The sequence below is a fragment of the Sporomusa sphaeroides DSM 2875 genome, from assembly GCF_001941975.2.
Classification (GTDB): domain Bacteria; phylum Bacillota; class Negativicutes; order Sporomusales; family Sporomusaceae; genus Sporomusa; species Sporomusa sphaeroides.
Genome location: NZ_CP146991.1, coordinates 1594713 through 1620420, shown reverse-complemented (window position 1 = coordinate 1620420; position 25708 = coordinate 1594713). Strand labels below are relative to the sequence as shown.

At 47.7% G+C, this 25708-nt stretch carries 21 protein-coding genes and 1 other annotated feature; of the genes, 1 reads left to right on the top strand and 20 read right to left on the bottom strand.

The features are described from left to right. Positions 1-427: 427 nt before the first annotated feature. The 15 genes from SPSPH_RS07110 to mobA form a co-directional block, all read right to left on the bottom strand. Positions 428-1072: a redox-sensing transcriptional repressor Rex gene (locus tag SPSPH_RS07110; protein WP_075754531.1), complete on the bottom strand. Its 645-nt coding sequence runs from the start codon at positions 1070-1072 to the stop codon at positions 428-430. Positions 1073-1379: 307 nt separating this feature from the next. Further along, positions 1380-3107, bottom strand: coding sequence for an NADH-dependent [FeFe] hydrogenase, group A6 (locus tag SPSPH_RS07105; protein ID WP_075754529.1), 1728 nt, complete (start codon positions 3105-3107; stop codon positions 1380-1382). A 61-nt stretch (positions 3108-3168) separates the two neighbouring features. Then, the gene (gene nuoF, locus SPSPH_RS07100) at positions 3169-4959 is read right to left on the bottom strand and encodes an NADH-quinone oxidoreductase subunit NuoF (protein WP_075754527.1); all 1791 of its coding nucleotides are present in this window, start codon (positions 4957-4959) and stop codon (positions 3169-3171) included. A 28-nt stretch (positions 4960-4987) separates the two neighbouring features. Beyond that, positions 4988-5353 (bottom strand): (2Fe-2S) ferredoxin domain-containing protein, encoded by a 366-nt coding sequence (locus tag SPSPH_RS07095; protein WP_075754525.1) that lies wholly within the window; start codon positions 5351-5353, stop codon positions 4988-4990. Further along, positions 5340-5903: an ATP-binding protein gene (locus SPSPH_RS07090; protein ID WP_075754523.1), complete on the bottom strand. Its 564-nt coding sequence runs from the start codon at positions 5901-5903 to the stop codon at positions 5340-5342. The genes SPSPH_RS07095 and SPSPH_RS07090 overlap by 14 nt, the downstream gene beginning before the upstream one ends. Before the next feature lie 11 nt (positions 5904-5914). After that, on the bottom strand, positions 5915-6421 hold the full coding sequence (gene nuoE / locus SPSPH_RS07085; RefSeq protein WP_075754521.1) for an NADH-quinone oxidoreductase subunit NuoE: 507 nt from the start codon (positions 6419-6421) through the stop codon (positions 5915-5917). A gap of 54 nt (positions 6422-6475) precedes the next feature. Further along, a complete protein-coding gene (locus tag SPSPH_RS07080) occupies positions 6476-7219 on the bottom strand; it encodes a PHP domain-containing protein (RefSeq protein ID WP_075754519.1) in 744 nt (247 codons plus the stop codon). Continuing rightward, positions 7216-7557 carry a DRTGG domain-containing protein gene (locus tag SPSPH_RS07075; protein WP_075754517.1) on the bottom strand — a complete coding sequence of 114 codons (342 nt, stop codon included), beginning with the start codon at positions 7555-7557 and terminating at the stop codon, positions 7216-7218. The genes SPSPH_RS07080 and SPSPH_RS07075 overlap by 4 nt, the downstream gene beginning before the upstream one ends. Positions 7558-7591: 34 nt before the next feature. Further along, on the bottom strand, positions 7592-8938 hold the full coding sequence (locus tag SPSPH_RS07070) for a [Fe-Fe] hydrogenase large subunit C-terminal domain-containing protein (RefSeq protein WP_075754516.1): 1347 nt from the start codon (positions 8936-8938) through the stop codon (positions 7592-7594). 37 nt (positions 8939-8975) lie between these two features. Then, a complete protein-coding gene (locus SPSPH_RS07065) occupies positions 8976-9404 on the bottom strand; it encodes an ATP-binding protein (protein ID WP_075754514.1) in 429 nt (142 codons plus the stop codon). Next, the gene (locus SPSPH_RS07060; RefSeq protein WP_075754512.1) at positions 9383-9763 is read right to left on the bottom strand and encodes a DRTGG domain-containing protein; all 381 of its coding nucleotides are present in this window, start codon (positions 9761-9763) and stop codon (positions 9383-9385) included. The genes SPSPH_RS07065 and SPSPH_RS07060 overlap by 22 nt, the downstream gene beginning before the upstream one ends. 256 nt (positions 9764-10019) lie before the next feature. Then, positions 10020-11258 (bottom strand): O-antigen ligase family protein, encoded by a 1239-nt coding sequence (locus SPSPH_RS07055; protein ID WP_075754510.1) that lies wholly within the window; start codon positions 11256-11258, stop codon positions 10020-10022. An 87-nt stretch (positions 11259-11345) separates the two neighbouring features. Continuing rightward, positions 11346-12629, bottom strand: a complete 1284-nt coding sequence (locus SPSPH_RS07050; protein ID WP_075754508.1) for a bifunctional folylpolyglutamate synthase/dihydrofolate synthase — start codon at positions 12627-12629, stop codon at positions 11346-11348. Positions 12630-12737: 108 nt separating this feature from the next. Next, a complete protein-coding gene (locus SPSPH_RS07045) occupies positions 12738-15392 on the bottom strand; it encodes a valine--tRNA ligase (RefSeq protein ID WP_075754506.1) in 2655 nt (884 codons plus the stop codon). An 85-nt stretch (positions 15393-15477) separates the two neighbouring features. Further along, positions 15478-15698, bottom strand: a binding site (T-box leader). 44 nt (positions 15699-15742) lie between these two features. Then, on the bottom strand, positions 15743-16333 hold the full coding sequence (gene mobA / locus SPSPH_RS07040; protein ID WP_269147939.1) for a molybdenum cofactor guanylyltransferase: 591 nt from the start codon (positions 16331-16333) through the stop codon (positions 15743-15745). 488 nt (positions 16334-16821) lie between these two features. Here mobA and fdhF point away from each other — a divergent pair, with 488 nt between their 5' ends. Then, the gene (gene fdhF, locus SPSPH_RS07035; protein ID WP_109298213.1) at positions 16822-19503 is read left to right on the top strand and encodes a formate dehydrogenase subunit alpha; all 2682 of its coding nucleotides are present in this window, start codon (positions 16822-16824) and stop codon (positions 19501-19503) included. Positions 19504-19671: 168 nt separating this feature from the next. Here the strand turns inward: fdhF and SPSPH_RS07030 are convergent, their stop codons facing one another. From SPSPH_RS07030 to SPSPH_RS07010, 5 genes are all read right to left on the bottom strand, one after another. Beyond that, positions 19672-21063, bottom strand: coding sequence for an FAD-binding oxidoreductase (locus SPSPH_RS07030; RefSeq protein WP_075754504.1), 1392 nt, complete (start codon positions 21061-21063; stop codon positions 19672-19674). Further along, a complete protein-coding gene (locus SPSPH_RS07025; RefSeq protein WP_075754502.1) occupies positions 21063-22367 on the bottom strand; it encodes a (Fe-S)-binding protein in 1305 nt (434 codons plus the stop codon). The genes SPSPH_RS07030 and SPSPH_RS07025 overlap by 1 nt, the downstream gene beginning before the upstream one ends. Then, positions 22364-23521, bottom strand: a complete 1158-nt coding sequence (locus tag SPSPH_RS07020; RefSeq protein ID WP_075754500.1) for an FAD-binding oxidoreductase — start codon at positions 23519-23521, stop codon at positions 22364-22366. The genes SPSPH_RS07025 and SPSPH_RS07020 overlap by 4 nt, the downstream gene beginning before the upstream one ends. A 294-nt stretch (positions 23522-23815) precedes the next feature. Beyond that, positions 23816-24322 carry a 4Fe-4S dicluster domain-containing protein gene (locus tag SPSPH_RS07015; protein ID WP_075754498.1) on the bottom strand — a complete coding sequence of 169 codons (507 nt, stop codon included), beginning with the start codon at positions 24320-24322 and terminating at the stop codon, positions 23816-23818. Positions 24323-24325: 3 nt separating this feature from the next. Continuing rightward, a complete protein-coding gene (locus SPSPH_RS07010) occupies positions 24326-25696 on the bottom strand; it encodes a [FeFe] hydrogenase, group A (RefSeq protein WP_075754496.1) in 1371 nt (456 codons plus the stop codon). Positions 25697-25708: the final 12 nt, after the last annotated feature.

Below are 25708 nucleotides of genomic sequence, written 5' to 3'. Positions count from 1 at the left end.
TTATCGTACCTTAACGTTTATTACCTCCCTGAGGGATAATAATAAATCGGAAGCAAATATTAATTTTTCTTGTCTCTATAAGCCAAATAAAATCCTCCGGTAAAATACAAAAAAAGCCCGTATTAACGGACTTCCTTTGCACAATGGCCGGCGCGAAAATTCCTTCCCGCACCCCGATTACCAGCACCGGTCTGGCGATAGTAATTCGGAACTCTTGTAATATATATTCGTTGTAGAGCTTTATATTCCTGCAATAATTTTACATTTAATTTATTTATTTTTCAGTAAATAATAATTGCCTGACAAAGGCTTTTACTAAACACATTCTGCTGCATTTTTTGAATGCCGCTAGATATTTCCAACAAGTACAAGCCGGGCACTTCGCTGTTACTAAGCGCCCGGCTTGTATCGGTAAAACATACACGAGTTATCCGTTTTGACGGGAAAGGTAATAAGACATACTGCTTAATCCCACCGATAAATCTTCACTGACTACATGAATCGTATCAGGCACATTTATTTTAATCGGGGCAAAATTCCATATCCCTTTAATACCGGCCTCTACAAGTTGTGTGGCAGTACTTTGGGCAAATTCCATCGGCACGGTGATAATCCCAATTTGAATGTCCCGTTCAGTCACTATTTCCTTCATCCGGCTAACATGGAAAATCTCTACTTCATTTATATAACGCCCGATTTTGTCAGGATCAATATCAAAAATAGCCTGCAGGTGGAAGCCTTGCGGTGAAAAATTCGCATAGTTGGCCAAAGCCCAGCCCAAATGCCCAACACCACAAATGGCAATATTCCATTTACGGTTAAGCCCCAATATCTCGCCAATATTGCGCATAAGCTCGCGCACATAATAGCCTACACCTTTTTTGCCGAACTCACCAAAGGCTGATAAATCCTTACGTATCTGTTCCGGCGTAACACCAATCTTCCGCCCCAATTCATCAGAAGATATTATCTCTATGCCTTCTTCCTGACTTAGCTTAAGTGTACGGTAATAAAGCGGCAACCGGTCAATCGTAGCTTTAGAAATTACTGCATTTTCTTTGCTTTCTTTCATAACAACTCTCCCTAGCACAATAGTCAACGCTCATCCAAGCGGTTTATTTTCACATACTTGTATTCTATTCTCACTTGTATTTTAAAATCCTGCTATTTTTAGTAATAAACTCCTAGATTTGTTATATTATTTCACATATAATCTATTTTATGTAAAAACAAGCTACACGAATCCCTGTAGAAAAAACAAGCCGGTGCGATCCTTATCCGGGAAAATTAGTTATACTCTTACCTGCTGTTAAGCAGAAAAAAAAGGCTGCCGACAATACTTTGTCGACAGCCCGGGATGTCCTTGCGGACATCTTTTTTTAGCATTTCTTTTGCGGATGATAGTGGGTATGAAGGAGATGGTGTGATTTTTCACCAAGCGGTTTTCCCAGATAAGTGTCATAGAGTTCTTTAACCGCCGGATTATCATGTGATTTTCTCAGTTCTGAGCACTTGTCGCACTCATAAATAGCATCAATGCGTTTTTGCCGGTGTTCGGCTGAAGTAATAATCGGTTGTCCGCCGCCGCCAGAGCAGCCACCCGGACAAGCCATGATCTCAATAAAATGATAATCAGCTTCGCCGGCACGAATTTTTTCCAGGATTACCCGGGCGTTGGCCAACGTATGAGCTATGGCAACTTTAGCGGTTAAGCCTTCTTTTAACGGCACCGAAGCTTCTTTAATGCCATTCATCCCGCGTACGGCCTCAAACTCAATATTGTCAAGTTCTTTGCCTGATACCATCTTGGCAACTGTCCGGAGAGCAGCTTCCATTACACCACCGGTAGCACCAAAGATCACGCCGGCACCTGAACCAACGCCAAGCGGCGCATCAAATTCAGTCTCAGGTAAATTGTTAAAGGTGATGCCGGCTTCACGAATCATGCGGCCTAATTCACGGGTTGTCAAAACGTAGTCAACATCCTGATAGCCGCTGGAATTCATTTCAGGACGGGCTGCCTCAGCTTTTTTGGCAGTACAAGGCATAATCGATACTGAAACAATATCTTTAGGATCAATACCGACTTTTTCGGCATAATAGGTCTTGGCCAGTGCGCCAAACATTTGTTGCGGTGACTTCGCAGTGGACAGGTGGTCCAAAAGGTCAGGGTATTTCAATTCGATGTAGTTAACCCAGCCTGGGCTGCAGGAGGTAATCATGGGCAGTTTGCCGCCGTTAGTCAAGCGGTCAATAAGCTCTGAGCCTTCTTCCCAGATAGTAAGGTCGGCACTAAAATTAGTATCAAATACTTTGTCAAAGCCCAACCGCTTGAGTGAGGCCACCATTTTGCCGGTAACAATAGAGCCGTTGGCTAAACCAAGAGCTTCACCCAAGGCTACGCGAACAGCAGGAGCCGTCTGCACAATTACATGTTTTGACGAATCATTGATGGCTGCCCATACGGCCTCGGTATCGTCTTTCTCAACAATAGCACCTGTCGGGCATACGGCGGCACATTGACCGCAGTACGTACAGGAAACTTCGTCTAACCCCAAATCAAAGGCGGGAACAACGGTGGTATTAAAACCTCTGTTAGCAAAGCTATATACATGCACACCCTGACGTTCGCTGCAGGCACGAATACAACGGCCGCACAAAATACATTTGCTCTGGTCGCGAACCAAAGACGGATTCTTGGCATCAAGCGGATAGTTTTTCTTTTCACCGTCAAAACGAATTTCTCTAACACCAACGTCGGCTGCTATAGTTTGCAGTTCACAATTCAAATTGCGTTGACAAGATAAGCAGTCAGTCGGGTGGTTGGCCAGCAGCAGCTCCACTACTGTCTTGCGCGCTTCACGGACAGCCGCGGTATTAGTGCGAACAACCATTCCCTCGTTGACCGGATAAACGCAAGACGCAACCAAACTGCGAGCGCCTTCAACCTCTACCATACATACCCGGCAGGCGCCCTCTACGCGCAGCTCAGGATGATAGCACAGAGTCGGAACTTTTATTCCAAGCGAAAGTGCAGCGTCCAAAACAGTCGATGTTTTCGGCACAGCTACTTTCTGTCCATCGATTGTTATATTAACCATTTCCATCGTCGTGTCACCCTCTCTTCTCCCAATCATTATGGGTATTACCGGTGGTTAACCGGCAAGTTTATCCTTTAACAATTGATTTGAACGGGCATTTGCTAAAGCAGGCACCACATTTGATGCATATAGCCTGATCAATCGCATGCTGTTCTTTCTTCTCACCGCTGATTGCTTCCACCGGACATGCCTTTTTGCACAAGCCGCAGCCTTTACAGGTATCGTTAATGCTGTATTCCAGCAGATTGGTACAAGCACCGGCCGGACAGCGTTTATCTTTGATATGGGCTTCGTATTCATCCCGGAAATAATGCAAGGTGGAAAGTACCGGGTTGGGAGCCGTTTGCCCCAAACCGCAAAGAGCCGTAGCCTTAATGTTCTTGGCCAGAGACTCTAAGAGTGCAATATCCTCTTCGCGGCCTTGTCCTTCGGTAATCCGGGTAAGGATTTCCAGCATACGCTTGGTGCCTTCACGGCAAGGAGTACATTTGCCGCAAGATTCAGCTTGGGTAAAGTTCAGGAAAAACTTCGCAACATCAACCATACAGGTGGTTTCGTCCATTACAACCAAACCGCCTGACCCCATCATGGCGCCGGCTTTAATGAGTGAGTCATAGTCTACCGACAAATCCAGCATATGCTCAGGCAGACATCCGCCGGATGGACCGCCGATTTGCACTGCTTTAAACTTCTTGCCGCCTTGAATACCGCCGGCAATACCATAGATAATTTCGCGCATGGTAATACCCATGGGAACTTCAGCCAAGCCGGTATTATTGATACGGCCGGTAAGGGCAAATACCTTGGTGCCTTTACTTTTTTCCGTACCGATAGATGCGTACCAATCGGCACCTCTGGTGATAATTTGCGGCACATTGGCAAAGGTCTCAACATTATTGATATTAGTAGGTTTGCCCCACAGTCCGGAAATAGCAGGGAATGGCGGACGTGGGCGCGGCATACCGCGTTTGCCTTCGATGGAAGCCAAGAGCGCTGTTTCTTCACCGCAGACAAAAGCGCCGGCACCTTCTTTGATCTTGAGCCTGAAGTTAAAGCCTGAGTTTAAAATATTTTCGCCTAACAGCCCCAGTTCTTCTGCTTGCTGAATGGCTATTCTCAGGCGTTTGATGGCCAGCGGATACTCTGCACGAACATAAACATAGCCTTCATCTGCGCCAATGGCGTACCCGCAGATTGCCATGCCTTCAATAATACGGTGCGGGTCGCCCTCAAGCACGCTGCGGTCCATAAATGCACCAGGGTCACCTTCGTCAGCATTACAGACAACATACTTCTTCGTGCCCGGTGCACTGCGGGCAAAGCCCCATTTCATACCAGTCGGGAAACCGCCGCCCCCCCGGCCTCTCAGCCCGGACTTTTTAACTTCTTCAACAACTTCATCAGGCTTCATAGTTTCCAAAGCCTTGCCTAAAGCTTCATAACCGCCTTCGGCTATATATTCATTAACATCCTCAGGATTGATGTGACCACAGTTTGCCAGTACTATTCTCATTTGTTTTTTATAAAAATCAATATCATTATAGCTAGGAATTGCTTCATGAGAACTAGGCTCTTTGAATAGTAAGCGTTCTACAGTACGCCCTTTGTAAAGATGGGTTTCCACCAGTTCAGGCACGTCGCTTTCCTGAACCCGAACATAGAATGTACCTTCAGGATAAATGATAACCAGCGGGCCCATTTCACAAAAACCATGGCAGCCGGTTTCAATAATTTTTACTTCTTTATCCAACCCTTTTTTAACCAACTCTGCCTGAAATGCGGCTTCCACTTTTTTCGAGCCTGATGACACGCAGCCAGTGCCGGCACAAATGAGCACATGCGCTCTGATATGTTCCATACGATCCCCTCCTGTTACTCTACCAAAATTATTCGATGATTTTACCGATAGCAAGTTCTTGTATGATTCTGCCATTAACTACATGCTCGGCAATAATTTTGGGGACATCTGCCGGCGTAACTTTGCCGTAGGTTATCCTCGGTTCGCCAGGACGTACAACGTCAAGCAGCACTTCTTGTTCACACATACCGATACAACCTGTTTGGCGAACTTTAACATCTTCAAGCTTCCGTTTGGCAATTTCATCTAATACAGCAGTCAAAACTTTTCTTGCGCCGGCAGCGATACCACAAGTACCCATGCCAATAATTACCTGAATGCCTCCGTCATGGCGCAGGTTGTTTTTTGTCTTAAGCTGTTCGCGCAGACGTTTCAAATCTTCAATCGTTTTCATTTTTAGCACCTCCGTACAAATTGTCTATGCTTTCTGACAAGTACCCGTCCAACCAAATTAACACATCCGGTTGCGTTAAGGGTATACCATCCAAAATATCGGCGATCTCCTGGGAGGAAACTGAAAGGCTTTGATCATTGAAAGTATGAGAATAAAAAAAATGTAACTCCGGATTAGCGACAAGTATGCTTTTAATGGTTTCCGGCAAGTCTCCCATTGGCGGCCTATCATAGTGGCTGTGCCGGTACATAGCCTCAATTACAGTACCTTGTCCCGGTATGGAATTAATGTCTAAATATCCGTCACAACGTTTAGTCGACATATCCATTAGCGGTAATCCCAAGCCTATTCGTCGGGTAGTCCTGGTGGTTATAAAAGGATCAATGACTAATTGACGCATTTTTTCATTCATACCCCGGCCATTATCAGAAACTCTGATGATCATACGATCATTGACTGTATCTTCAATGATTTCAAGTTTAACAGACGTCGCCTCAGCTTCGATCGAATTTTGGACCAAGTCAAGTATATGAAGTGATATTTCACGCATGGGCTACAACTCTAGGCGTATTGTGACAATAAATCAGGAATCACCTCAGGAGTTAGGCGACCATGGGTATCGTCATTAACCATAAGTACTGGCGCTAAACCACAAGCACCGATACAGGCTACGGTTTCCAATGTAAATTTGAGATCCGGAGTGGTGCCGCCGGCTTTAACCTGCAAGCTATCTTCCAGCGCTGTAAGAATGCTCTTAGCGCCGCGCACATGGCAGGCAGTCCCCTGGCAGACGCGAATAATGTTCTTACCCCGGGGATTGAGGTGGAATTGGGCGTAGAAGGTTACTACACCGTAAATCTGGCTGACCGGAATTCCCATTTTTTCAGCAATATATTGAATAACTTCTCTGGGCAGATAACCATAAGCATTTTGCGCTTCCTGCAATACCGGAATAAGAGCTCCCTTTACACCATGGTATTTGGCAAGAACTACTTCTACCTGGTCCATAGCCAGCTTGCCCGCTTCACCGCCACCACAGCAGCATTTAGTTTCTTTGTCGCTGTTCATGTTTAACTCCTCCTTTGAAAAATCACATTTGTTCCTCGTGCTAGTAAATAGTGGCTAAACCACCACCTTTCGCAAGTTTTGAGCTAATAATGCCTGCCGGATTTCTGCTAATGTCGGTTGCTCAATATGAAAAACAGTTTTTGGACCACTAATAAAATCGTCCATTACATGGGCATCGGAAGCTGTTATAATTGGCAGACAGCCAATAGCGGGAATACGCTGCGGCGCATGCTCTACACTCATATTCCTTGATACTTCCACCGCCGCTAGCTCAACATCTGGTGGAATAAAACCTAGTTGTGAAATAATGCTGTATACTGGCCTGTCAACATGGCTGGCAATACATATTCCGCCAAGCTCTTTTACCTGGGCGGAGATTTCTGCAACGCCTGCAGTCAACGAGGCTAAAAGCATTTCGGTTTTTTCCGCGACAAAATTATCCTCTGCGTCAACAATAAACTGAGCGCCAAAACGTTCAGCATCATTCAGGCGCCCCGACATATGCTGCTGGGTAAATTGTTCCCACGCTTTGAGTTGTCGCATTTTTTCGAATAAAACAACGAGATGTACTTCCTCTTTGCTTTCCACTTCCATACCCGGCAGTATAGTTACATCAGTACCTTTTGCCGCCTCCAGGGCGGCCACGACATTATCACAAGCGTTATGATCGGTAATGGCAACGATATCAACACCGTGCTGCTGTGCGTGCCAGACAATGTTACGCGGCGTCATTTCAATGGCAGCACAGGGCGACAAAAGTGTATGTACATGAAGATCGGCCACAAACCGCCTGATCATTCTCCCTTTATACCCAGCTGGTATAAACGGCCAACCACTTCATATGCAGTCAGTGGTGTGGTAAGAATAACGATTTCTTCTGTCGACGCTTTGCGCAAAGCATCCTCATCAGGCTCCACGCCACCGGCAACAATAATCGCCGTCAATCCCACCAGTAACGCCACAGCCACAATATTCTGGTGACCTTGCATAGTAACCCATACATTACCAGCCTGCGCCTGCCCCATGACATTGCTCAGCAGATCAGACGTATACCCGCCGCTGATTTTTTTGTTGAGGTTGGACTGGCCTGATACTACTGTTAGCGACAACGCGTCCGCTATCTCTTGTACAGTCACAAATACTCCTCCCAATACTGATTTGCTAATTTAACTATTCAGCTTGCTCCTCTTGATCATCCTGATCTTTATCAAGCGGTGGCGGCAGCTTGGCAGCCAGGTTAACCATTTCATATGCCAAATCCCGCACTTTGTTGCGCAAGATGAATACACAATCGGTCAGACTAGCACATCCCTGGGCAATATCTTCAGCCAACGCTTTGCAGTTAGGCGAGCCACAGGAACCGCAATCAAGACCAGGCAAGCATTTTAACGTTGCATCCATGATTTCGATTTTGGACATTGCTTTAGAAATATCGGCATCAAGCCGCAATACCGGTTTAGGTTCAATCGCCCGCCGCCCGGCCACCCCCAGTTCGAATTCTGAGTAATCGGTGCGTGGCAGTCTGCCAAGCTTGGGGTCTAGCATTTTTTTCTTTTCAATTCGCTGTTTCATCCGGTGTTCGGCTACATAACGATTTTCCACCGTCAGGGCTCCGCCTACACAGCCTCCGGTACAGGCCAATACTTCAATATAGTCAACATCTTTGAGTTTACCTAAGGCAACTTGCTCCAGCACATTGATAACCTGGTAAATGCCGTCTACTACCAGTACGTTATCCACACCTACAGCAGCGGTCTCGCCACCCGACACTGCCCAGCCGACACCCAGCCAGGAAGCTTGACGGCGGGCGTCTTGAACATCGGCGGTTACCACTTTAAATAAATCATGATATATTTTACTGATGGCAATGGCACCGCTAATACTGGATGTTTCTGTGCCAAGAGGCTGATATACTGCGGTCATTTTCGCCGGACACGGGGTAATGAACCAGATGCCAATATCTTTCGGATCAAGACCATAGAGCCGCTCAGCCTCAGCCCTGGCCAATCTTCCGGCCACCTCGACAGGAGCGTCAAAAGGTACGATATGATTAATAATCTCAGGAAATTTGACCTGAATCAGTCTGACAATAGCCGGGCAAGCCGAGGAAATGGCCGGACGGGCAATATCAGTGCGCTTCATGTAATCTCTAATTGCCAGTGAGATAATTTCTGCTCCGTGAGCTACTTCAAATACTTCGTCAAATCCCAGTTTTAATAAGCCTGACAAAATGGCCCTAACCGGAATCTCAGGGTTAAACTGACCATAAAGGGACGGCGCAGGCAAAGCAATATTATGTTTAAATTTTTTCAGGTCGCTTAAATCATCAGTCACGGCCGTTTTAGCGTGAGCAGAACAATGCCGGATACATTCACCGCAATCAATACAGCGGGAAGAGGTTATCTGAGCTTTGCCGCCACGGATGCGGATAGCTTCCGTTGGACAGCGTTTCGTGCAATTTACACAGCCCTGGCACCGTTCCGACATTAACCGCACTGAGTGAAAACGCGCTTCCATCACTTTCACCACTCAATCTATAAAATACACACTTATTTCAGTGGTAAATGACCATACTAAGCTTTGTTCCCTTTCCTAGATCGGTTTGGATGTCAAATTCATCTGTACAGCGCGCCATATTGGGTAACCCCATTCCTGCACCAAAACCCATTTCGCGAATATGATCAGGAGCGGTAGAATACCCGGCCCGCATGGCAAGGTCAATATTAGGAATCCCCGGACCTTCATCATCAACTGTCAATGCAGTTCGGTCAGAATAAATCTCAGCCCGGATAACACCCCGTAAAGCATGAATAATTACGTTCATCTCTGCTTCATAGGCACTGACAGCAATTCGCCTGATGATCTCCGGACGTACCCCCAGTTGCTGCAAGGTACGTTTAATTTTGCTGGATGCTTCACCGGCGCCTTCAAAATCGGCGCCTACTAATCTAAATTCTAAGACTATTCCCGGTTGTGGAAGCACGGAGTTTCCTCCTTTTGCGAACTTCCCTTGAGCCCGTCTTTGTACAGAATGCCGCAGGCTTCATACATTTGCCGGTCTGTCGATAACAAAGGTATTTCCATAATTTCGGCCAATGCAATTACTTCTGGTCCCGGCCGTTTTCCCCGTACAAATAATATGGCTACTAAGTCGCTCATTTCAGCAGTACGAATTACTTGAATGTTTGTCAGGCCTGTTAACAAAAGTGCTTGTTCTTTGGTAAAGGCCAAAACATCACTCATCAGGTCTGCGCCACATGCGCTTTTTGCTTCTCGATCAAGCCATTCCATTCCGCAGAGTACCTCGGCATCCAACACATTTCTTACTTGTGCCAGTTTCACTACGGCACCTCCATGAGCCAAATTTGATGTTTGTGCGAAATTTCACAAAACTTACAAGAAAAAATTAAGGGGATGCCCCTCATTGTCGAAAGTTCCACTAATATTTTTGTATATTCGCGTTGCGTATTATAAATCCTGCTGCAAATTGCAAAATAATTAGTTTTTTCCAAAAAATTCTTGTGGGAATTATTGTAAACCCAAACAACAACTTCAACAAGTTCAGGCTGCCGTTCGCTTAATGGTCGATAAGATTCTCTCAATTATAACGATAATTGCCTTCCCACACAACAATAATGATGGCATTGAGCAGCCAGAACAACATCGACAGCTGCACATTAAACATAATATAATCGGTGAAACCATTGAGCACTAAACCTAAGACAGCTGCCATTACTCCGAATATAATCCCGGCTATCATGCGATTGTTGGTCTTGCTTAAAATATCAACGGCTTTTTTGGCGTGACCAAAAATAATTGCCAAAAAGGCCAAAAGACCGGGAATTCCGATCTCTGCCGCAATGTGCAGATACATATTATGAGCATGAACAATCCGGGCGTCAGGATTATTTAAAAAAAAGTCATATTCCGGGTATACCTGCCAATAAGCTCCCCAACCGATACCCAGCAAAGGCTTGTCCATGATCATGGCCAGTGTGCTTTCCCATAGTGCAATCCGCAGTGTCGAGGAAGTGTCTGTGGGATTCAAGACAGACAGCAGCCGTTCCATCACGGCATCATGACCAAAAAATGCAATCAGCGGAATGATTAAAAATAGCCACAGTACCTTGCGGTTGTATAAATGAGCACAGATGGCAGCAACGGCTAAAACACTCAGCCAGGCACCGCGAGAGTAGGTAAGCACCAAACACGCCCCAAAGACAGCAGCAAGCGCAAATAACAGTAATTTCCCCGGCATTGATTCTGTATGCAACCCTAAACCAACAGCCAGCGACATCACCACAACCAGGAAACCGGCCAGCAGATTCGGGTTTTGCAGTGTGGAAAATACCCGGATTTTAAGATCAGGAAACTGCTCGCCATCCACCCAGTGAAAGGTGGATATATCCACTCCCTGAATGTATTGATAAAATCCATAGAAAGCAACCAGTACAGCCGAAATCAGCACCGACCAAACCAGTCGCTGCAGTTGACGCAGTGAATGCAGATTGTTAACAACAAGATAGTAACTGACTATATAGCGCCCCATTAAGTGGTAATAGTTGTAAAAACTAAAATTCCTGTCAGGCGATGCGGCAATAGAAGCAGCAGATAAAATGACGAAAAGCAGGATAAGTTCATCAAAAGGGGTGCGTTTGAACAACAGTTTTCTGGTTACTATCATCTTACCAACCCATAAGGCTGTTCCCACTCCTAAAAACAGAGTGGCGGCATCCAGCGACAAGGGTAAGCAGAAGACCATTGCCAAAATACAGTGTTCAATCAGGTAATCCAGCCGGTATTGGGTTTGGCTATTAAACGAATATGCAATATGCACCACTTCACCTACGGTTCTAAAAACTACTGGCGCTTGAAATCACACCCAAGCGCCAGTAATTATTATATACAATTCTGTCATATTTGTCTACTTTTTAAAGATAATCTGACGGGCTTCGCCAATGAGATACAGTGAACCGGCTACACAAACAATCCCCTCAGCACCGGCCAGCTCCTTAGCCCGGTCAATACCCGACTCAATGGTGGCAGCAGCTTCCACATGGCGCGCCTCTATTTCCCGGGCAATTTCCTCCGGTGTCGCCGCCCGGTAGGAAAGCGGCTGAACGGTAACAACCGTATCTGTTGGGCGGATAAGCTCACAAATAATGCCTGATACGTCCTTATCGCGCAAGATGCCTAAAGCAAAGGTGATATCCTTGCCCGGAAATACCTGATCAAGATTTTGGCGAAGCACCCGTGCGCCATCGGGATTATGGGCACCGTCAATAATCAGAACAGGAGTGCCGGGAACTATTTCGAATCGCCCCGGCCAAAGAACCGCCGCCAATGCCGCTTTTACTGCCTGTGGCGTAATGCGGGTATCATTAGCTCCCAGAATCAACGCAGTGGTAACTGCCACAGCGCTGTTTTCCACCTGATGACAGCCAATAAGATTAAGCTCAGCCTCTATTTTGCCAAATTTGCCAGCCTCTATAGCTACCAGCTGCCTGCCATTTGCCAGGCCCTTAAACTCGCCGGTAAAATGTTCATCTTTAACATAAACTTTAGCGCCTTTTTCTGCTGCCGTCTGCTTAATGAAGGCCAGCGCCTCACCTTTAGCGGCAGTCACAACCGGCACGCCATCTTTTATGATACCGGCCTTATGGCGGGCGACATCGGCAATCGTCGAGCCGCAACGGTCAGTATGTTCCAGGGTGACATTGGTAATAACTGAGATTTCGGGAATAATTACATTGGTTGAATCCAAGAGGCCGCCCAGTCCCACTTCAATAACCGCATATTCGACACCTGCTGCCGCAAAATAGTAAAAAGCGGCGGCAGTAAGTACTTCAAACTCAGTCGGCTGTTCAAAACCTTCTGTCAGCATTTGTTCAACAAAGGTGCTCGTATAAGTAAGCGCTTGAGCAAAGGCTTCCCTGGTAATTTCCTGTCCATTGATTTTCATCCGTTCAGGATAGTCGGTAAGATGCGGCGACGTGTACATACCGGTTTTTATCCCGCTGGCCGACAGCATGGCTGCCAGCATGGCGGTTGTGGAACCTTTGCCGTTGGTACCGGTAACATGGATGGTTTTAAAGCGGCGTTGGGGCTGCTGCATGAGTTCCAGGAGCCGCTCAATCCGGTCCATTCCCAGATTAATACCGAATTTACTCAGGTTTTCGAGGTAGGCTAACGTTTCTTCATAAGTCATATGCTGCACCTCCATATTAATATAAGGGTACTAGTAGTCCACCAAGCCCAAATCCGCAATGTTCTATTCATCCTACAGCTTTAAACTTGGCAGACTACAGGCACTGTGCTACAGTTGGGCTAAATAGGCCAGGCGCTCTTTAATGGCTGCCTGTTTTTCCAGATACTCAGTTTGTTTGATCTTTTCTTTCTCAATAACCTCTGCAGGAGCTTTGGCGGTAAAGGCAGGGTTATCAAGTTTGCCGGCAATACGGGAAAGTTCTTTGTCCAGACTGACCATTTCTTTGTTTAGCCGGGCTGTTTCTTTTTCAACATCAATCAGTCCCTTAAGCGGCAGGTAAATCTCCACGCCATTTGCCACTGCGGTCATAGCGTTCTCCGGTGTGGCGGCATCAATGGCAAGAATTGTCACCGGCTCGGCGGCAGCCAATATTCTGATATAGTCACTATTGGCTTCAAGCCGGGTTTTAAGCTCAGCAGCGGCAATCTTTAAAATAACCTCACTCTTTTTCCCCGGTGGCACATTGACTTCGGCCCGCATATTGCGCACCGCTTTAATTACTTCCATCAAAATACCCATAAGCTGCTCGTCCTGAGGGTAAGACAGTTTTGTGTCTTCCACCGGCCAGCTATTGGTCATAATACTAAGTCCCTGGTGCGGCAGGCTCTGCCAGATGGCTTCAGTGATAAAGGGCATAAAGGGATGAAGCAGGGTTAGCGTATTACCTAATATATAACTGAGAACATACTGGGCCACTTTGCGGCTTTCAGCATCTTCCTTATTATAAAGACGGCCTTTGGCCAACTCAATATACCAGTCACAGAACTCGTCCCAGATGAACTCATATACCATGCGGGCAGCTTCCCCCAGCTCAAACCTTTCCAGATTGCGGGTAACATCCGCCACCGTCTGATTATAACGGCTCAAAATCCATTTGTCGGCAAGGGTAAAGGCTTTGGCATCTGGTACAAATGCCGGGTCAAAGCCTTCCAGGTTCATCAGCACAAACCGCGAAGCATTCCAAATCTTGTTGGCAAAGTTCCGGCTGGACTCTACCCGTTCCCAGTAAAAACGCATATCATTGCCGGGCGTGTTGCCGGTTACCAGCATAAAGCGCAAGGTATCGGCACCGTATTTATCAATCACGTCTAACGGGTCAATACCGTTACCGAGCGATTTACTCATCTTCCGTCCCTGACTATCACGTACCAGGCCATGAATAAAGACATGCCGGAAAGGAATATCCTCCTGAAACTTCAGTCCCATCATGATCATTCTGGCAACCCAGAAGAAAATAATATCATAGCCTGTCACCAGTACACTGGTCGGATAAAATTGTTTTAATTCGGCGGTATTTTCCGGCCAGCCCATGGTGGAAAACGGCCATAACGCCGAACTAAACCAAGTATCCAGCACATCGGGGTCTTGTTCAACACTGCCGCCACACTTGGGGCAGGCGGTAATGTCATCCCGGGATACGGTAACTTCACCGCAACCACAATACCAGGCCGGAATCCGGTGACCCCACCAAATTTGACGGGAAATACACCAGTCCCTGATGTTCTCCAGCCAATTGGTGTAAGTTTTTGTAAAACGCTCAGGTACAAATTGGATGTTGCCTGAGGTTACCGCTTCAATCGCCGGTTTAGCCAGCGGCTCCATCTTGACAAACCATTGTTTCGATACCAGCGGCTCAACAATTGTGCTGCAGCGCTGGCAATGGCCGACAGCGTGATTGTGCTCGTCAATTTTTACAAGATAACCCTGGGCTTTGAGGTCGTCAACAAGCGCCTTACGGCATTCATAGCGGTCTATGCCGGCATATTTGCCGGTATCTGCAGCCATAGTACCGTCAGGATTTATAACAACAATTTCGGGAAGTTTGTGCCTTAATCCCATGTCAAAATCGTTAGGATCATGCGCCGGTGTCACCTTTACCGCGCCTGTGCCAAAAGAAGGGTCAACATATTCATCAGCCACAATCGGCAAACGGCGGCCTACCAGCGGCAGTACCAGATATTTGCCCAGCAAATGTTTATACCTGGCATCCTCGGGATGAACAGCCACCCCGCTGTCTCCCAGGATGGTTTCCGGCCGGGTGGTGGCAACAGTTACATACTCACCGTCAGCACCTTCTACCGGATAACGGACATGATACAAATTACCCGGCTGTTCCTCATGCTCTACCTCAATATCACTAAGCGCCGTATTACAGCGCGGGCACCAGTTGGTGATACGGTTGCCCTGGTAAATAAGCCCTTGCTCATACAAGCTGACAAATACTTCGCGGACAGCTTTCGAGCAGCCCTCATCCATGGTAAAGCGTTCGCGCTGCCAATCACAGGAAGCACCCAAACGCTTGAGTTGATTGATGATGCGGCTGCCGTACTGGGCTTTCCAGTCCCATACCCTGTCAATAAAGGTTTCGCGCCCCAGATCATAACGGGTTTTCCCGTCCTGGGCCAGCATTTCTTCCACCTTTATCTGGGTGGCAATTCCTGCATGGTCGGTACCCGGCATCCACAGCGTGTCATAACCCTGCAGCCGCTTAAACCGGATAAGAATATCCTGCAGGGTGTTATCCAGGGCGTGGCCCATATGTAATTGTCCGGTAACATTGGGCGGCGGAATAACAATGCTGAAGGGCTGTTTATTCGGATCTGTCTTGGCATGAAATAAATTATTTTCTTCCCAGAATGCATACCATTTGGCCTCAACGGCCTGCGGGTCATAGACGGTTGGAATATTGTTCTTCTGTTCCATATGTCCTCCTTGAATATGTGTTTGCATGAACTGACAGCAGAGCTATTGCTGCTATAATTTGCATAAAAAAAATCTTTTCATCCACTATAAGGACGAAAAGAATTAACTTCCGCGGTACCACCTTGATTTTCGGCCAAAACCGAACACTTGCTCTGCCGTAACGGGGCAATCCGGCCACGCCTACTAAATCGGTTCAGCGGGGCGGCTCCTGGATGACCTTCAGCTTGCACACAGAGAAACCTTCCAGCCTCGGGTTCCCTCTCTAAAACAGGCGCATCAGCCTACTTTTCCATTCTTCGCCGTTATTGTATGTAATTGGTTTTTATTATACCTGTTTAAAGTAAACCATGTCAAGATTTGAGGTTATCACGCGACTGCACAAGGTAACGCTCAGCTGCTGTTAAATCTTCCACTGTATTCACATTTAAGAAATAATGATCCAGGATATTCAGCCCAGTCATCTCAGGTTGCTCAACATAGGCGATATTTACATCTTGAAAAAAAGATTGAACACAGCAATGATCTTTATGAAGATGAAGCTCAATCGCAGCTATGCACTGCTTTGAGTATATTGCGTGCAAAGGCTCTACACTTTCGCCGTTATGCGGAATAAGAATATCTTCCCCTGCTAACCGGTTCATCATATAGTGGATAAAGGCTTTTTCGATAAAAGGCATGTCACAGGCAAAAACAAATATGTAAGGTGTAGGTGAACTAATCAGCCCTGCATGGATGCCGCCTAACGGGCCTTTATCTTTGACAATGTCACCAATCATGTTACACCCTAAATAAGAGTATTCCTCCGGATGATTGGTAATAATCACCGGTTTCTGCTGGAAAATGTCGGCCACTTTCCCGACAACAATTTCGATTAACGGCCTGCCGCCCAGTCTTACAAAAGATTTATTTCTCCCCATTCGCCGGCTTTTCCCTCCAGACAATATGAACGGAGTAATAGTATTCCGCCACCTGGGGTTATCCTTGAATATACTCAATAAAACCAGCGCTCCATCTCATAATTAGACATTATATTTAATTATAATAAGCTGTACCAATAATGTCAAGATTATGTCTATTCAATCGCTTGACGGCCTATGAGCACACTATTCAATGACCAATCCACAGTTTTAGCTTAGTACAACCAGCTAAAACTCAAGTCACTTCAGTGCAATATTCCTACCATTCAGAATAATTAGTTAGCGCTTATGCCAATCTGTTTTTATAATATAACTTGATACGAGACTTGGATATCCGGAAATCACAATCTAAGTTAAGAAGGAATTTCAGCAGGTAAAGTGGAACTTTTTTTAAAAGGAGGACAGGCGTTAAGCAATTAGTACTCATCCGGGCCTATGAAAAATTGCACAGGCAAAATATTTTAAAGGTTCTGCTCAACATTACCCCTATACTACGATAAGGAGTGTGAACACTGGTAATGGTCAATTTAACCATTGATGGACAGGTTATTGAAATCGCTGAAGGAAGTACTCTGTTAGAGGCAGCTCAACAAGCCGGAGTAACAATCCCCACTTTGTGCCATCTTGCCGACTTAACTCCCGAGGGTGCCTGCCGGGTCTGTGTCGTGGAGGTAGAAGGTGTGCGAGGGCTGGTTACTGCCTGTACCTATCCGGCTTCAGCAGGACTGGTGGTACGCACTAACTCTGCAGTTATCCGGGAAGCACGCAAAAGTGTGGTTGAGCTCATATTGGCTAACCATCCGCAGGATTGCCTGCATTGTCAACGCAGCCAGGATTGCGAATTGCAGTCGCTCTCAAGCAATCTTGGCATTCGCGAAATTCGCTTTGAGGGAGAACGCCGCAGCTATGCCATAGATGACAGCAACCCCTTTATTATCCGTGATAACAACAAGTGTATTCTTTGTGGACGCTGTGTCCGCGTTTGCCGGGAAATACAATGTTGTGATACCCTCGATTGGACAAACCGGGGCTTTGATACTAAGGTAACGCCGGCTTTTGACGAACCAATGGTCGATTCGTCCAGTTGTGTATTTTGTGGAACCTGCGTATCGGCCTGCCCGGTAGGCGCTTTGACAGAAAAACCTATGCAGCATGCCGGTTTGCCGGATAAAAAGGTCAAAACCACCTGCCCCTTCTGCGGCGTTGGCTGCAATTTTGACCTGAACGTAAAGGACGGCAAGGTCATTGGGGTTACCTCCAATTTGAGCAGCCCTGTCAACGGTCGCCTTACCTGCGTTAAAGGCCGTTTCGGCATTGACTTCATCCACAGCCCGGAGCGCCTTACCACACCTTTGATCAAGAAAAATGGCGAATTTGTGGAAGCAAGCTGGGATGAAGCGCTCGATTTGATTGCCAGCAAATTTACCGACATAAAAACTTCCCACGGCAGTGATGCCTTAGCGGCACTTAGTTCTGCCCGGTGTGTTAATGAAGACAATTATCTTATGCAAAAATTCATGCGCGCAGCGATCGGCACCAATAATATCGATCACTGCGCCCGTACCTGACACGCTCCCACCGTGGCCGGTCTGGCCACTTCATTCGGTTCCGGAGCAATGACCAATTCCATTAACGAAATTCCCCACAGTAAAGTTCTGTTTGTCATTGGCGCTAACCCAACCGAAGCCCATCCTGTCATCGGAGCCAAAATGCGTCAAGCCCTCCGCAACGGTGCTACTCTCGTGGTAGCCGATCCACGGAAAACCGAGCTGGCCGGCAAAGCCCACGTATGGCTGCGCCTGAAGCCTGGTACCGATATTGCCTTAATCAACGGTCTTATGCATATTATTCTTAAGTCCGGCTGGCACGACGAGGCCTTCATCAAAGAATGCACCAGCGGCTTTGAGCAGGTAGCGGAAACCGTGGAAAAATACACCCCCGAATATGTGGAAAAGATTACCGGTGTACCCGAACACTTGTTGTTTGAAGCAGCCAAAATTTATGGTACTGCGGAACGGGCTCAGATTTTCTATACCTTGGGCATCACCGAACACATCTGCGGCACAGATAATGTTATGAGCTTAGCCAATCTCACTTTAATGACAGGCAATATCGGTAAACCCAATGCCGGCCTGAATCCGATGCGCGGCCAAAACAATGTGCAGGGTGCCTGTGACATGGGGGCTTTGCCTAATGTTTACCCAGGCTACCAAAAAGTCGATTTCCCGATGGTGCAGGATAAGTTTGAAGAAGCATGGGGCGTAAAATTATCGAACAAAGTCGGGCTCATGATTCCCGATATGTTTGATAAAGCCATTAGCGGCGAAGTCAAAGCCATGTATATCATGGGGGAAGATCCGGTGCTGACTGACGGCGACGCCAATCATGTACGCAAAGCCCTCCAGCATCTGGATTTCCTGGTGGTGCAAAATCTATTTCTGACCGAAACTGCCAAGTTGGCAGATGTGGTTCTGCCAGGAGCCTCCTTTGCCGAAAAAGACGGCACCTTTACCAATACCGAACGCCGTGTGCAGCGGGTCCGGCAAGCCATCAACCCGCTTGGCGACAGCCGTCCTGACTGGCGTATCCTGATCGATCTGTCCAATCGTATGGGATATCCGATGTCCTACAATCATCCGAGTGAAATTATGGATGAAATGGCCTCGCTCAGCCCGATCTACGGCGGTGTTTCCTTTGACCGCCTGGACGAAAGCGGCCTGCAGTGGCCGGTAACGGACAAAAACCATCCCGGTACCCAATATCTTCATGATAAAGGCAAATTCAGTTGTGGTATTGCCAGGTTCCAGCCAATAGAACACCAGCCGCCCGGCGAGGAGCCGGACGCCGAATACCCCTTCCTCTTAAGCACAGGCCGTATCCTCTATCATTACAATATTACAACCCCCGGGTATTCAAAAACGCTGACTTCTTTCCGCTCTGAGGAACAAGCCATGCTGAATCCTGACGATGCCAAACGACTGGGTATTCAGGATCAGGAAACCATCAGTGTGGCCTCACGGCGCGGCAAAGTACAGACCAAGGCATGGGTAACCGACCGGGTGCCGCCGGGAGTCATCTGGATGTCCTTCCACTACCTGGCAACTCCGACCAATGAGCTTACCAGCAGCAATGTCGACAAAACGACTAAAACCTATGAGTATAAGGTATCTGCCGTTAAGATTGAAAAGCTATAACGCCAGCAAATAAAATAGTCAGCTGCCCATTGATTGGGCAGCCGACCGTTTACACCACCGAAGATAACGTTCAGTATCCGACAGTTCAATAGCTTACATGCAATACCCCGTATCTTTTGGCAATGTCCGCATAGCCTCTGGATGCGGGGTATTTGTTATTTGACCCAACTAATGCAGTTCCCCTTCATAATTAAACATTTTCCCGGGGTTCATAAAGTTTTCAGGATCAATAACCGCCTTCACATCCTTCCCCAGCTTATAGCCGACAGGACCCACCTCGGCGCGCAAATACGGCGCTTTGGCAAAACCGATTCCATGCTCGCCGCTTAAGGTTCCGCCTAACTCCAACGTCACAATATGCACATCCGCCAATGCCTTTTCGGCCCGCTCGAACGCGGCTTTATCCCTTTTGTCAAACAGAATCGTCGGATGCATATTGCCGTCACCGGCATGACCGCAAATCAGGATAGGTATATTATGTTTTTTCGCTATTTCCATTGACTTTTCCACCAATACCGGAACCAGGCTGCGCGGTACGGTGGCATCTTCAGCATATTTGCAGGGGGCAATCTGACCAAAGGCTTTGGCGATACCCCGGCGGGCCGCCCATAGTTTTTCGGCTTCGGCTGCCGTTTGAGCGATTTTAAATTCCATTACGCCGCACTCTTGGCAAATTTCGCTGATCCGCTTGGCATTTTCCTCTACCGTTGACGGCACTCCGTCAACTTCAATAAGCAGCAACCCGCCAGCATGTACCGGCAAGCCAATTTTCAATGCCTTTTCCGTAGCCACAATGGCCATGTTATCCATTAACTCCAGCGTAGTCGGAATAATTCCGGACGCCATGGTCACACTCACGGTTTTGGCCGCGTCTTCCAGGCGTTCATAAATAGCCAGCATGGTCTTTTTGGTTATGGGAGCCGATACTAGCCGCAGGGTAATGGCCGTAATCAAGCCCAGTGTTCCTTCTGAACCAGTCAGCAGCATAGTCCAGTCCGGCCCGCACATATCACCGTCTACCGCATTGCCGGTTTCAACCACTTGACCATTTGGCAATACCACTTCCAAACTCAGCACAAAGTTACGGGTAATCCCATATTTAACCCCTTTGGGACCGCCGGCACATTCGGCTACATTACCGCCCAGCGTCGATTCTTTCCAGCTGGAAGGATCAGGCGGATAGAGCAGACCTTGTTTGGCGGCTTGTGAAGCCAGCTCGAAGGTAATAACCCCCGGTTCAACAACGGCTACCTTGTTAGCGGCGTCAATGCTACGGATGCGGTTCATTCTTACCATGTCGACAATAATTCCGCCTTTGAGGGCAATGGCTCCGCCGGACAGGCAGGTACCTGCTCCCCGTCCGGTAACGGGAATATTGTTCCTGGCGGCCAATTTGACAATGGCAACCACTTCTTCACGGGTGGCCGGCTGTACCACGACGTCCGGACAGTAGTCAAACATGGTGGAATCACTGGCGTAAATGATCCGGTCTTCTTTTTCACTCATGACATATCTGTCGCCGACTATGCGCCGGAGTTCATTGAGAATAGTGCTGTTCATTAAACCTGACCCCCCTTTTCCTTTTGGCCTGCCTCATAAGCCTTGTCAATAATTTCAGCGGTGTGCAGGAATTTAACCCAGCTGTTTCGTTGGTTCAGGCCATCGGTAATATGCATCCGGCAGGATGAGCAGCCGGCTGTGACATAGTCCATGCCGGTGGCTTCAATGTTGTCGATTTTAACGTCATTGATTTTACGTGACAGTTCATAGTATACGGCACTGAAGGTTCCGCCGCAGCCGCAGCAGCGGTCTGCCTCTTTCATTTCGGTAAATTCCAGGCCGGGGATGGCTTGGAAGATTTGCCGCGGTTGTGCCGCGACATTCATGCCACGCACGAAGTGGCAGGCGTCATGGTAGGTGATTTTCAACGGCAGCTTGCCGAAGCTTGTCAGATCGCCGTGCTGTACCACAAACTCAGTGATGTCCATGACTTTGGCGGATAGGGTTTCCCATTCGCGTAAGAGCGGCGAATCCTTAAGCAGGGACTTGTATTCTGCCCGTAAGGCGGTGCCGCAGGTTGGGCAGGCGGTAATGATATAGTCATACTGTTGCTGGTTAATGGCTTTGATGTTTTGTTCGGCCAGTATCCGGGCGGTTTCGACATCGCCGGAGGTAAGGGCCGGGGTGCCGCAACAGCATTGGTCTTCAGGGATGATAATATCATAGCCGTTGCGGGTCAGGATACGAAGTACGGCTTCGCCGGTTTCGGGGTACATGTAGTTTAGTGTGCAGCCGGTAAAGAAAATAACTGTACCTTTGCTTTGCGAGGTTTGAGCTTTGGTGAGGTATGGTATTCGTGACCGGAACGGCTTGCTTGTCATATTGGGTACGACCCTGCGTACACTGAGGCCTGCTCCGGGCAGGGGAATACGGGCTACTTTGCCGCTGCCGTCTGGCAGGGATTTGAAGATTAGTCCCTGGAAGACGCCTCCCATGCGCAGTCCCAAATCAAATAACTTGCGGTAACGCTGGGCAGTAAAAGCCATTTTTTTGAAGGGATTGAGTCCGTTGCGTTTGACTAGCTTGGCTCTGGCTTCCAAAACCAGTTCATCTACTGCAACACTGGAACCGCAGCCTGACTTACAGGCTTTGCAGAGCAGGCATTTTTCAAACCGGGATTGTACGGCAGGGGTCAGTTCTACCTGGCCTGCCAGTACGGCTTCAAGCATGCGCACTTTGCTGCGGGCTGTGGTATTTTCCTGGTGCTCGGCGATGGTGACAGGGCAAACCGAGCGGCAACCGCCACAGCGTGCACATTTGACGATTTCTTTTTCCAGGTGTTTGATTTCTTCTTGATTGTTCACTGGCTAACCACCCCCTGGTTAAATATCTGTTGGGGATCAATGCGTTGTTTGAAAGCCAGTTCCAGTGCTGTGAGTGGGCTGCACATCTGAGGCCCGTACAGCCGGTTATATTTTCCGCTGACTGCGCCTCCCAGTTTACAGGCTTCAGCCTGCAAGGCGGCAATAACTGTTTTGCTTGCTTCTTTTTTGCAGTTCAAACAGAGATGGATTTTCCCGTCTGCCAGTTGTCCGAACAAGCCTCCCGCTATACCTGTTTCACTTATTGTCTTAACTGTGTTGGCGGCAAAGGTGTCCATTGCCGTATAAGGTACTTTCAATTCATCCAGCAGCCAAAAGATGTCTGTGTTTGCTTCCAGGCCGGAGAGTGCCGGTATGGTTGCCGGTTCGGCTGCTGGCCGGCTGTTGGCAGCAGCCAGATAGGCGTCGACTTCTTTGGCATAGTCTATAACTTCTGCCTGATTTCCGTCCAATTCAAAGAGAACCCGCTGGCCTTGGTGCGTTTGCCTGAATAGCCTGCTGCCCACGGTTTCGTCGACCCAAAAGAGCCAGGCGGGCGGAACAGGCCGGCTATGCAGGTAATTAATAAGTTCGATGGCGTTCGCCAGTGCAGGAACGGTAATGTCATAACGCTTACGGCAGGCCGGCTGCGGCATAAGTTTAATGATATAGCGGACACCTGCGGCCAAATCGGCGTAACCGCCTGTCAGATACCGGGTAAAATCGTAGCCTGTCACGTTTTTGATGCAGCTGCCACCCACCGGCGTGGTATCACCGTTGGGCAGTACATAGTTACCGCCAAGCAGAAAGTGTTTCCCGGCCCCATATTTCCAGGCTGACGGATTGGGGCAGCCTTGGTAGGCCCATTCACCGATACTCAGGTTCTCATAGGCTGGAGTATCGGCCGGAATAAACCGCAGCCCCTTGGCAGCGGCAATGGCGTTGAGTTCTTTGAGCAGGATTCCGGGCGGTACAATGACCATCAGATTGTCGATGTCAAAAGCCTCGATTGCATTCCATTCACTAAAATCTAAGGCAATTCCGCCTGGCTGTCCCTTGCGGTACAGGGAAACCGGGGTTTTCTTTGCCTGTGCCTGGCGAAATAGTTCTTGAAGCTGTTCTGTTGAGGTTATTTTCTTTGCTGTTGTATTGTTCAAATGCCGTGGCCTCCTTCTTTAACACATTTTTTGCCTAATACCCCTTTAATGTCGAAATTCCCACATATTTTTTTGATTCTAATAAAAATATAGAAATCCTTCTAAATAAATAGAAGAAGCACCAAATCGTTCCAATGCTCCTCTTTACTTTTTACAGCGCGGCTTCGGCAAAAGTCGATGCTGCTCTTATCCTGCTTAAAAAAAAAGTTATACTTTCTGTTAACACAAAAAAAGCTGCAGCACTAGAGAGTGCCGCAGCTTTTTCTATTAGTCATATATCCTAGCCGGGAGTTGTTAAGCGTTTCTTACTGCATTAGTACGTTTTGCTTTAATGCTGCTCGTGATAGACTCAGGCAAAACAAGCGACAACGCTTTGGTCGGGCACTTTTTTATACACTGAGGACCTTCAGGCGTTTCAATGCACAAATCACATTTGTAAGCTGTCTTTTGACAAGGATTCTCTTCCACCCGCGTCAGGTACACAGCCCCGATCGGGCAGGCCATCAAACAGTTTTTACAGCCAACACATTTGTTGGCAAGTACATAAATGGTTTGCTCACGCTGAACAATAGCTTTTTCCGGGCAGGCTTCCGCACAAGGCGCATCTTCACATTGGCGGCATTGTATGGGAACACTGACATCTTCGGTTTTTACGACAGATAACCGGGGTACAAACGGTACATCCTTAATTGCTTCAGTACCCAGTTTTTTCTCGGTATGCGCTAACACACAGGCAATCTCACAGGTACGACAGCCGATACACAAGTCAGGGTTGCCGATCACAAAAGCAGTATTAAGCATTTCTTATCCCCTCCTGACATAATGGGTATGCAGCAGGTCGTGAGATTTGTGTCCCAGCGGCTTGCCCAAAAAGTCTTTGTACAGCTTGGTAACTTCAGGATTTTCATGCGACTTTCTCAAGGGCAGTTCCTCATCATGCTTATACATGGAAGCCATCCGGCTGGCATAAACAGCTTTGCGCTCAGTTTCCAGGAGAACTTTAGGCTGGCCGCCACCGCTGATACAGCCTTGCGGACAAGCCATTACTTCAACAAAGTGGAAATCAGCCGTACCATTTTTTATTTCTTCAATAATGGGGCCCACATTAGCCAGTCCGGCAACAACCACTGTTTTGACAGCCAGGTCTCCGACCTGAATGGTAGCCCGCTTCACGCCTTCGCTGTAGCGCACATCCAGAATGTTTATATCATCAAGCGCTTTGCCGGTAATCAGCTCATAGCCTGTGCGCAGCGCGGCTTCCATAACTCCGCCGGTAACGCCAAATATATGGCCGGCGCCGGTATAAGCCCCTAATACGGAATCCGGCTGGCTGGGTTCAAGATTCTTAAAGTCGATGCCGGCATGCTTAATTAAATTGGCCAGTTCTCTGGTTGTCAAAACAAGGTCAACATCCTGGCTGCCGCTTGATTTCATTTCCGGCCGGGATGCCTCAAACTTTTTGGCCGTACAGGGCATAACTGATACACTGACTATTTTCTTAGGATCCAGCTTATCTACCTGGGCGCCGTAAGTCTTAAACAATGCGCCGGCCATTTGCTGCGGCGATTTACAGGTAGACAGGTTTTCGTGAAGCTCAAATTGTTCCTGCTCCACATATTTGACCCACGCCGGACAACAGGAGGTAAACATAGGCAATGCACCATTTTCCTGTATCCGCTTGATTAACTCACTGCCTTCTTCCATAATGGTCAGGTCGGCAGTAAAGTTGGTATCATATACTTTATCAAACCCAAGTTTTCTGAGCGCGCTAATCATTTTGCCATCAACCAGTTTGCCTGATTCCATACCAAAATCTTCAGCCAGGCCCACCCTGACAGCCGGAGCACATTGCACCATGGTCACTACCTCAGGATTGTTAAGGGCTTCCCATACTTTTTGTGCATGGCCCATATTATGAGCGGCAAACAGCGGTTCTTTCACACTTTCTAATAAACCGCGGTTTTTCAGCTTGGTTTCGCGCGGCGCGCTGGTCTCTGATTTGTATTCCTGGTATGCGCTGCAAACCTGCACACACTGACCGCAAAAACAACATTTATCATAATTAATATCTACTGACATACCTTCCGGCCCGCCGATAGCTCCCACCGGACAGACCTCGGTACAGCGTTGACATCCGGTACATAATTCCTGATCAATTTCAATCGTATATTGCATAGTACTCACCTC